Below are 7,644 nucleotides of genomic sequence, written 5' to 3' on the forward strand. Positions count from 1 at the left end.
CCATTTTTCTTAACTAATTTAGGAACAGTATTCGAGCTATTTTTATTACAGTCAATTTTAATTATATTCGGTCCAAGACAATCGCCAGCTGTACCAATTTTTATTAAATCTTTTCCTATTTTAAAACGTTTCACATATACTAGTTTTTCATATGCTTTATCAAGAGCTATGATGTATCCATTAACATCTTTTGGACTTATTTACCTTATAAAATATCTGAATAATTATGGTATATTACTAATTTTTATTCCTTTCTGTCTAGGATATTGGTGGGGATTAAATTATTTTGAAAATTTAACAAAGGCAAATTATACACATTAAATGAAAAATGTGTACTGCTGCAATACAAAGAATTAGAAAATTTAGTAGATAATATTTCTATCTCATGTGTAAATTGAGATAGACTGAAGTATTGACCAACAAGAAAAAAATATATTATAGTTTCTGCTATAGTTTTCTTAATTTTTTTAGGAGATTTAGCCCCTATTGTTTGCATATTATGTAGTCTATCGAAGAGCTTTATTAGCAGTACATCATATTTTTTTTCTTTATACAATATCTCTACTGCCTCAGCAGCACTAATCTTTATGCCGTTCTCTTTAATCCTGGTTAAATCCATAACTTGAGCTGCTACTTTATCTCCAAATAGTTGTGATATATCTTCTTGAGTAAGAGCGGTATCCTCTATAGTATCATGTAGTACGCTTGTCACTATAATATCAGTTCTAAATAAGTAATCTGATACCATATAAGCCACTTCAATTGGATGAGAGTAGTAAGGATCACCAGATTGACGCATCTGACTTCCATGATACTTTCTGGCGTAATAGATTGCCTTCTTTACTTCTACAACATCTATTGGTGGGGTTTTGACTATACTGTTGAGATAAATCACTTTATCCAATAACTTTTTAGCATAAATACATGCTTCAAATTTTTCTTGCCAGCAACTTAAATCTTCCATAATAGTTCTTTATCCTGATTATTTTGTATGCAACCTAATGTACTGATTATAACTACTACACATTTCATATTTCAGTCAAGATTTACCCTCACAGACAACGGTGGATATTCTCTAAATTATCATAGAGAGTAGTTCTTTTAACATTGAATGTCCGGCATATTGCAGTTTTGCTTGTGCCAGATTTCAGGGCTTCGTTAATAGCTTGCATTTTTTCAGGTGAGATAACCCTTGGTCTTCCACCGGTTTTGCCACGTTGTTTAGCAGATTTCAAACCTGCCATAATTCTTTCTTTAGTCAGTGCTCGTTCATATTGAGCAAGAGCTCCAAACACACTAAACAAGAATTCACCATGGGGCGTTGTAGTATCCATTTGCTCAGTAAGTGACTTAAAGCCAATATTTTTCTGCTTAAAACCATCAATAAGGGTAATGAGATGAGATAATGATCGTCCTAACCGATCTAATTTCCATACAATGAGACAATCTCCCTCTTTAAGATAATCAAGAGCTTCTTGCAACCCTTTTCTATTATCATTTGCTCCGCTTACCTTATCTTGAAAAATATGTCTTGGGTCTACGCCTGCTTTAATGAGTGCGTCATATTGGAGATCAAAGACCTGGCGATCATTTTCACTAGAGACTCTCATATATCCGACTAACATGTACTAGAAACCTTATTTTGTTAATTGTCGTACTATCAACCAATACGATAGTGTTTATCGTATAAGATTAGTCTATTTTTAATGATTTGTAAATGGGTAGATATGAGTATATACGGGAAACACATGTTTTGCGGATAATGTTAAGTTAAGTATAAGTTAATATTATATTAATAACTTAGTAAAAAATTAACTTATCTTGCTATAGATTTGTTTTTTTGTGTTAATTTTTGTTGTTGTTTTGCTATGTGATTTGTGACTATTTTGTTTAATATGTCACGTCTCTTTTTATAATTAGGGGTAATATTGCTATCTATTTTTGAATCTGTATTTTGTTCTCCTAGGATAGCGTTATTGTATAAGCTTTTTGATTGCATATTTTAGTTCCTAATAAAATTGTTATAACAATATAGATGGAAATGAGCAAGGCTCATGTTCTACAAGAATGTCTGTCAAGTGATCAGACAATTTATGTAGATAATGATTTTTTAAGGTTAGAGAATTTACTAGTTTTTGGAGGTACTTCGTCTTTAGTAACTAAAGTTGCTAGTGTACCATCTAAGTTAAAACGCTGAGCTCCTTCAACAAGGAGTTTTTTATATCTATAATCAGAACAATATCTTCTAAAGAACCTATTAATTTGTTGTTTTGAAAAATTATCTTTCTCGTACTCTATAACTTCCTTGCTTATACCTATAGCAAGAAGCTTTGCTGGGATAGAAAAGCATAGAGGATATTTTGATTGCAGTAATTTTAAGATTTGTTTAGATTCATCTTTCCATCTTGCCAGTTTAGCTTTAAGAGCTTCTTTTTGTGCTTCAGCTAAAGCTTTGGCTTTTTCTGCTTTGATTTATTCTTTAGAAATTTTACTTTCTTGTGCTTTATTGCTCTTAGTAGAATGCGGTTTACTATCATTAGTAACTTTAATATTAACAGGTTTATTTTCTAATGCTTGCTTATCAAAGGTGACTACTTGTTTCTTAAGGATTGGCGCAACAATACTGACTGGTACTTTAAGTTTTAATGTAGATTTTGCTGTTTGCATAATATGTTCACTAGCTGTTTTTGAGTTTATTTATTTCATCAATAGTAAGCCCAGTAGCAACAGAGATAGTTTTAATATCTATATTTTGAGCTAATAGGTTTTGTGCTACTAATGTCATAGCTTCATGTTTGCCTTTAGCTTCCCCGAGCTGCATACCTTTTTCTACACCTTGTTGTTCCCAGTGGTGAGCAAGACTAGTCATAAGTTTTTCTCCAAGTTCAGTATTTAAACGGCTTTTTAGCATTTTTTCAAGTTCTATTTTATCAGATTTTTCTATTTTAATCAATGTATAGGTTAGAATTAGTTCTAGATAATCAATACCGATATTCATCTGAGAAATTTGAGGCAATAGATCAGCTATTTCATACCATCTTTTTAGTAAATCTCGCTCGTGTATATGTTTCATGAAGAATTGCAGTATTCCTGCCCAAGTTTTTTTCTTTAGCTCTTCGTCAGGAATATCATGAACATTAATAAGCTGGTGGTCTTTATTCCAAATATCTTGTACTAATTGTTTATTTCTAAATAAGTCCCAAAAGTTTCTAGGGGAGTTATAGTGTTTAGTTCCATTGTAAAATACCAAAGGATATACAAATGGTAAATGTTTACAATTCGGGTTTAAGGTTAAATGTCTTGCTATAATATCCATCATGTATTTAAAGAGTCTAAAAGCCATGAAGTGATCAGGAGTACTTTGATGTTCTAAAAGAATCCATAAATAACCGGTTTCGTCATTAAACTTAGCTGAAAATAGAATATCAGATATGGAGTGCTTCAAATCTGCTTCAACAAAGCTTTCTTTTTCCATCTTAAGGGTATGAGCTGAAAACATAGCTTTAATCTTAAGAGGCAGATGCATCTCAAAGAACTCTTTAGCCACTAACGGATTTCTAGAGCTTTGCGAATAAGAGCATCATGTCTTGGACGCTCGGAAGTATCGCTAGCATCATGATTTGTACTTAGGTCTTGTTTGCTGTTGCCTCTGATTATCCTCTTCATTAGTCATGCTTGCAAATCCTTATAACCTGATAGTCATTGTATTTTCTGATCTCTTTTACTAAATCGCATTTTTAAAAGCATTTGTATCCTAGTAAAAAGTGTATGTAAATTATTATAGCATAAATGTTGTGATGATACAGAAATTTATATAGATGTGTGTAATGTTAGAAATATTTATTGAATAGGAATAAGAGTAAAGAGATGAAGACACTAAGGAGTAGGCAAGAGGTTAAGGGTAAGAAGAAAGAGAAGTTACCTTTTTGAAAGAATAAGTCACCTGGTAGGCGTCCAAGTTTAAGATGTGATATAAGAGGCCAAACAAGCCCAATGGTGGTTATAAGTAATCCAAGAGTGATGAAGAATTTCTGCATATAAGAAGCTGATTTATATAGTTAATAATTATTTTATAAAGAGTGATTGCCCTTTAGTTTTCCATTTATCAATAATTTTAGGATTTAGTATTAATTGCTCTTTACAATCAAGCAGCATGCCGTAGAGAATATGAGCATTATCAGGATGCAAATAATCAAGTCCAGCTTTAACAAATAATCCGCCTAACATAATCTTTTTTCTAGCGTCAGATTTACGATCAAAGGCTACTGCTTTTTGTAATTGCATACGCGTATACCATAATTTCTTTGTGACTAGTTTAATCAGTTTTGACGTCTGCTGATTTTGGCTTACTGGGCATTTTAGTTTTGCCCCCTAAACTTTTAAACTCATTCAAGATTGGAAGATTTTTATTATCTGAGTTTTTAACAAACTTCAAAAATCCAATCAGCAAATTATCGTCAATAGTTAGAGCATTACATGTTTTAAATATATTAAACAACTCTTCTTTGCGTTTTTGAAGCAACTGAGTTTGCTGAGTCTCTAGTTGTGCCTCTATTTTCGCAATACGTTCTTTTTTAAGTTGCTGTAAATTAGCAAGTTTAGTAGCTGTTGCAAGTGCTTTTGTTGCCATAGTTATCCTTAATTTAAAATTTCAAGCTAATCTAAGTACTTAATACTAAATTAGTATACCAACAAAAAAGATATATAGTCAAATAAAAACAAACATCACACATATTTCTTTTACAGATATAGCGGGGGATCAGTTAAGGGGGCAGCCAGCCCCCTTAACTCCCTTGAGCAGAATACAAGAAAAAAGTAGTATGAGGAAATTGTGTAGTATGATATAGTGGTAGCATTCTCGTAAGAGCGCATTTAAACATTTTGTTTCACAAAATGTCATGCGCTCAGTGAGTAGTAAAATATTCGTAAACTGGTTATTAGGTTTAATTTTAAAATTTACATGGCTTCCTACCACTTCCATAAATCATCAATACAAAGAAGCAAAGGACAAAATGCTGTCGCTAAAGCTGCATATATTTCTGCCAGTAAATTAGTATATAAAACCATTGATCGAGAAACTGGTGAAGAGATAAGTATTACTTATGATTTTACAAAAAAGCAAGGTGTAGTATATAGCAAGATATTTGTTCCTGAAGGCTTTGAAGACACTGCATGGTTACAAGATAGAGAGCAATTATGGAATGCGGCAGAAGCAAGAGAAAAACGGGATGATTCTATAACAGGGGTAGAAATTGAATTTGCATTACCCAAGGAAATATGTAAGGAAGAAAATATTAGATTAGTAAAAGAGTTTGCAAGGCAGTATATAGTATCACGAGGCATAGTTTGCGATGTAAATATACATTACGATAATCCCGAGAATCCACATGTACATTTTCAATATTTAAGCAGAAACGTGAAGCGTTTAGAGAATGGCGTAGTAGTATTTGATAGAAAGGATCGAGACCTCACAAGCAGCATTAAATTTCTTAATAATCTAAGGCATCAATGTGCGGTCGAGATCAACAAAGTATATAAGGAAGCAGGCTTGCATTTGGAAGTTAGCGAAAAGTCATATAAGGCACTCGGAATAGATCAAATACCAACACGTCACAAAGGTCCTGCTCATTATATGAAGGCTACTGAGCTTGAGGCAAAAAACAAAGAGATAATAGCTGAGAATGCAAAGAAGATATATGAAAATCCTGAAATAGTATTTGGTTGTATTTCATATACGAAACCAGTGTTTACTAAGGAAGATATAGCTATAGCATTATCGGATGCATTGATGGTGCATTTAGTATCAAAAGATAGTGATATTGCAAAGGATCAAGAAGCTATTAGAGAGTTTAGCAAAGGTCTTGTGCAGGAGCAGGTAGGCGGTGAGAACACAGCACAAAATATAGCAAATGATGCCGTAGCAATTACTGCAGGAACCAAAGAGCGAAATACAGATATCAACCACACAAACAGAACATCTAACAACTCATCTATTGAGCATTTAAACAAAGAATACGGCGAGGAGTTTTTAAGGCTCTACAATCAGCTTTTACTATCTGACAAGATAGAGCTGATGGACCAAAAAGATTTGACTGGTAAAACGCTATATGCATTAAAATCTAGAGTAAATTTAGAGCTGAGATACGTATCAGCTATAGAGGAATTAAACATAAAAGAAGAACATAATCTGGACATTAGCTGCAACAATATTGGTGAGAGTAAGAGTGTCAAAGATAGGTTGCTCTTCGTTGGCAGCAAGAAACATGCATTTAGTGACGAGCAAATCAAAGCAATCCTCGCAGTCTGCAACGGCTCTGATATTAGCGTACTTGAAGGGAATCCCGGAGCTGGTAAGACTTTCGTGATGCGAGAGATAGTACGTCAGTACAAAGCAGCTGGTTTTAAAGTAGTAGGTACTGGACCAAGCAGTGTATCTGCTAAGGTTTTAAGCCGCAATGCAGGCATTAAGGCAGATAATACGAGTTTGCTGCGTAAGAAAATCGTGGAATCCAAAGGAGGGGACTTCAAGATAGATTTAAGCAGCAAATATTATGAGGAAGAGGAATATTTAAAATCTATTGGTTGTGACTCGGTATTAAACTTTTTACGTTCTGATGTGCTTGATAGCAAAACAGTACTGATTGCCGATGAGGCAAGTATGATAGAGCTTGCTAATATGGATTATTTAGCACATGAAGTCTTGAGAGCTAAGGCTAAATTAGTGTTAGTCGGTGATAACAACCAGTTTACAGCTGTTGGTATGACTGGGGCGTTTAACAAAGCTCGTAAGATTGCAGGAGGAGTTAAGCTGACCGAAGTAAGAAGACAAGAGCGGTTAGAATACAGACAAGCTACTGAGGCTATGGGACGCTTTGCCATGCATGACGCAATCGAGATCTATAGAAAACTAGACGTATTTAACATTAAAGATAATGAGCAGGAAGCTAAAACCAGCTTAGTAACGTCATTTGCTAAAGAATATACTGAGCAAATAGATAGTCTTAAGAGAGATGATTTAATAGCGATTAGAAGTATAGCAATTGGAGCATATACGAATGAGAAGGTAGCTGAGTTTAACGCCCGAGTAAGAGATGAGCTAAAAAATAGCGGAGCATTAAAAGGAGCTGAAGTGCAAATTAGCAGTGGCGGTAGAATGCTACCTCTGATGAAAGGCGATCAAATAGTATTTGAAGAGAATAGTTTAAGATACGGTATTAGTAATGGTGAAGTTGGTACAATATTATCAGTAAATCCTTTTGGAGGAAGTGCAAATAGTAAAGGTGATGGGGTTTTACGGGTCTTAGTCCATAAAGCAGATGGCTCAAAGGATATAATTGAGATTAATACTTTTTTAGATGCCTTTAACAATAAGAGACGAGTGAAGTTAAATCATGGATACGCATTAACTGGTTACAAATTGCAAGGTGAAACAGTGGACCGCATGCATATATATTTTGACCGCTCTATTGGATATGAGGCATTTTTGGTACTCATGTCACGTCATAGACAAGCGGTTAAGCTTCATGCATCTGCAAAAGAGCTAGAAAACATAGTGTATCAGCGTCTTGATAGTGATGTCGAGAAAGTTAGAAATCAGTTCAAGATTAATAGCTATGAAATGCTACCCCAAACGATTACGAATGA

The 7,644-nt window shown here is 33.9% G+C and carries 10 protein-coding genes and 1 pseudogene; 2 read left to right on the forward strand and 9 right to left on the reverse strand.

Going from position 1 to position 7,644, the window contains the following annotated elements; translation table 11 throughout:
* Window positions 1-244: 244 nt before the first annotated feature.
* The 3 genes from RAT170B_RS07495 to RAT170B_RS07505 all read right to left on the reverse strand — a co-directional run bounded on the left by RAT170B_RS07495 (window position 245) and on the right by RAT170B_RS07505 (window position 1,999).
* A complete protein-coding gene (locus tag RAT170B_RS07495) occupies window positions 245-964 on the reverse strand; it encodes an HD domain-containing protein (protein WP_045806054.1) in 720 nt (239 codons plus the stop codon).
* An 88-nt stretch (window positions 965-1,052) separates the two neighbouring features.
* Window positions 1,053-1,625: a recombinase family protein gene (locus RAT170B_RS07500; RefSeq protein ID WP_045806055.1), complete on the reverse strand. Its 573-nt coding sequence runs from the start codon at window positions 1,623-1,625 to the stop codon at window positions 1,053-1,055.
* A 191-nt stretch (window positions 1,626-1,816) separates the two neighbouring features.
* A complete protein-coding gene (locus RAT170B_RS07505; RefSeq protein WP_045806056.1) occupies window positions 1,817-1,999 on the reverse strand; it encodes a hypothetical protein in 183 nt (60 codons plus the stop codon).
* Between the two features lie 42 nt (window positions 2,000-2,041).
* Between RAT170B_RS07505 and RAT170B_RS11910 the strand changes: the two genes are divergently transcribed.
* The gene (locus RAT170B_RS11910) at window positions 2,042-2,197 is read left to right on the forward strand and encodes a hypothetical protein (RefSeq protein ID WP_261368790.1); all 156 of its coding nucleotides are present in this window, start codon (window positions 2,042-2,044) and stop codon (window positions 2,195-2,197) included.
* A 5-nt stretch (window positions 2,198-2,202) separates the two neighbouring features.
* Here RAT170B_RS11910 and RAT170B_RS12310 read toward each other — a convergent pair.
* The 6 genes and pseudogenes from RAT170B_RS12310 to RAT170B_RS07525 form a co-directional block, all read right to left on the reverse strand.
* Window positions 2,203-2,472: pseudogene (locus RAT170B_RS12310) on the reverse strand (ProQ/FINO family protein); the annotation flags it as partial.
* A complete protein-coding gene (locus RAT170B_RS11920) occupies window positions 2,473-2,667 on the reverse strand; it encodes a hypothetical protein (RefSeq protein WP_045806057.1) in 195 nt (64 codons plus the stop codon). It lies immediately after the preceding pseudogene.
* Between the two features lie 10 nt (window positions 2,668-2,677).
* Complete coding sequence (locus RAT170B_RS07515; RefSeq protein ID WP_409994166.1) at window positions 2,678-3,547, reverse strand: Rpn family recombination-promoting nuclease/putative transposase; 870 nt, start codon at window positions 3,545-3,547, stop codon at window positions 2,678-2,680.
* Window positions 3,548-3,830: 283 nt separating this feature from the next.
* Window positions 3,831-4,037: a DUF2905 domain-containing protein gene (locus RAT170B_RS09335; protein ID WP_082068721.1), complete on the reverse strand. Its 207-nt coding sequence runs from the start codon at window positions 4,035-4,037 to the stop codon at window positions 3,831-3,833.
* 28 nt (window positions 4,038-4,065) lie between these two features.
* The gene (locus RAT170B_RS07520) at window positions 4,066-4,284 is read right to left on the reverse strand and encodes a conjugal transfer protein TraD (RefSeq protein WP_045806058.1); all 219 of its coding nucleotides are present in this window, start codon (window positions 4,282-4,284) and stop codon (window positions 4,066-4,068) included.
* A 31-nt stretch (window positions 4,285-4,315) separates the two neighbouring features.
* The gene (locus RAT170B_RS07525; RefSeq protein WP_045806059.1) at window positions 4,316-4,630 is read right to left on the reverse strand and encodes a hypothetical protein; all 315 of its coding nucleotides are present in this window, start codon (window positions 4,628-4,630) and stop codon (window positions 4,316-4,318) included.
* A gap of 330 nt (window positions 4,631-4,960) precedes the next feature.
* On the opposite strand from RAT170B_RS07525, the gene RAT170B_RS07530 reads away from it, so the two are divergent.
* Window positions 4,961-7,644, forward strand: a 2,684-nt coding sequence (locus RAT170B_RS07530; protein ID WP_045806060.1) for a MobA/MobL family protein, incomplete at its 3' end; no start/stop codon positions are given.

The organism is Rickettsia argasii T170-B (assembly GCF_000965185.1).
Taxonomy (GTDB): Bacteria; Pseudomonadota; Alphaproteobacteria; order Rickettsiales; family Rickettsiaceae; genus Rickettsia; species Rickettsia rickettsii.

What these genes read in the sequence shown, in the direction of transcription:
- RAT170B_RS07495 (WP_045806054.1), bottom strand. Translation starts at nt 964, where the DNA reads ATGGAAGATTTAAGTTGCTGGCAAGAAAAATTTGAAGCATGTATTTAT.
- RAT170B_RS07500 (WP_045806055.1), bottom strand. Translation starts at nt 1,625, where the DNA reads ATGTTAGTCGGATATATGAGAGTCTCTAGTGAAAATGATCGCCAGGTC.
- RAT170B_RS07505 (WP_045806056.1), bottom strand. Translation starts at nt 1,999, where the DNA reads ATGCAATCAAAAAGCTTATACAATAACGCTATCCTAGGAGAACAAAAT.
- RAT170B_RS11910 (WP_261368790.1), top strand. Translation starts at nt 2,042, where the DNA reads ATGAGCAAGGCTCATGTTCTACAAGAATGTCTGTCAAGTGATCAGACA.
- RAT170B_RS11920 (WP_045806057.1), bottom strand. Translation starts at nt 2,667, where the DNA reads ATGCAAACAGCAAAATCTACATTAAAACTTAAAGTACCAGTCAGTATT.
- RAT170B_RS09335 (WP_082068721.1), bottom strand. Translation starts at nt 4,037, where the DNA reads ATGCAGAAATTCTTCATCACTCTTGGATTACTTATAACCACCATTGGG.
- RAT170B_RS07520 (WP_045806058.1), bottom strand. Translation starts at nt 4,284, where the DNA reads ATGCAATTACAAAAAGCAGTAGCCTTTGATCGTAAATCTGACGCTAGA.
- RAT170B_RS07525 (WP_045806059.1), bottom strand. Translation starts at nt 4,630, where the DNA reads ATGGCAACAAAAGCACTTGCAACAGCTACTAAACTTGCTAATTTACAG.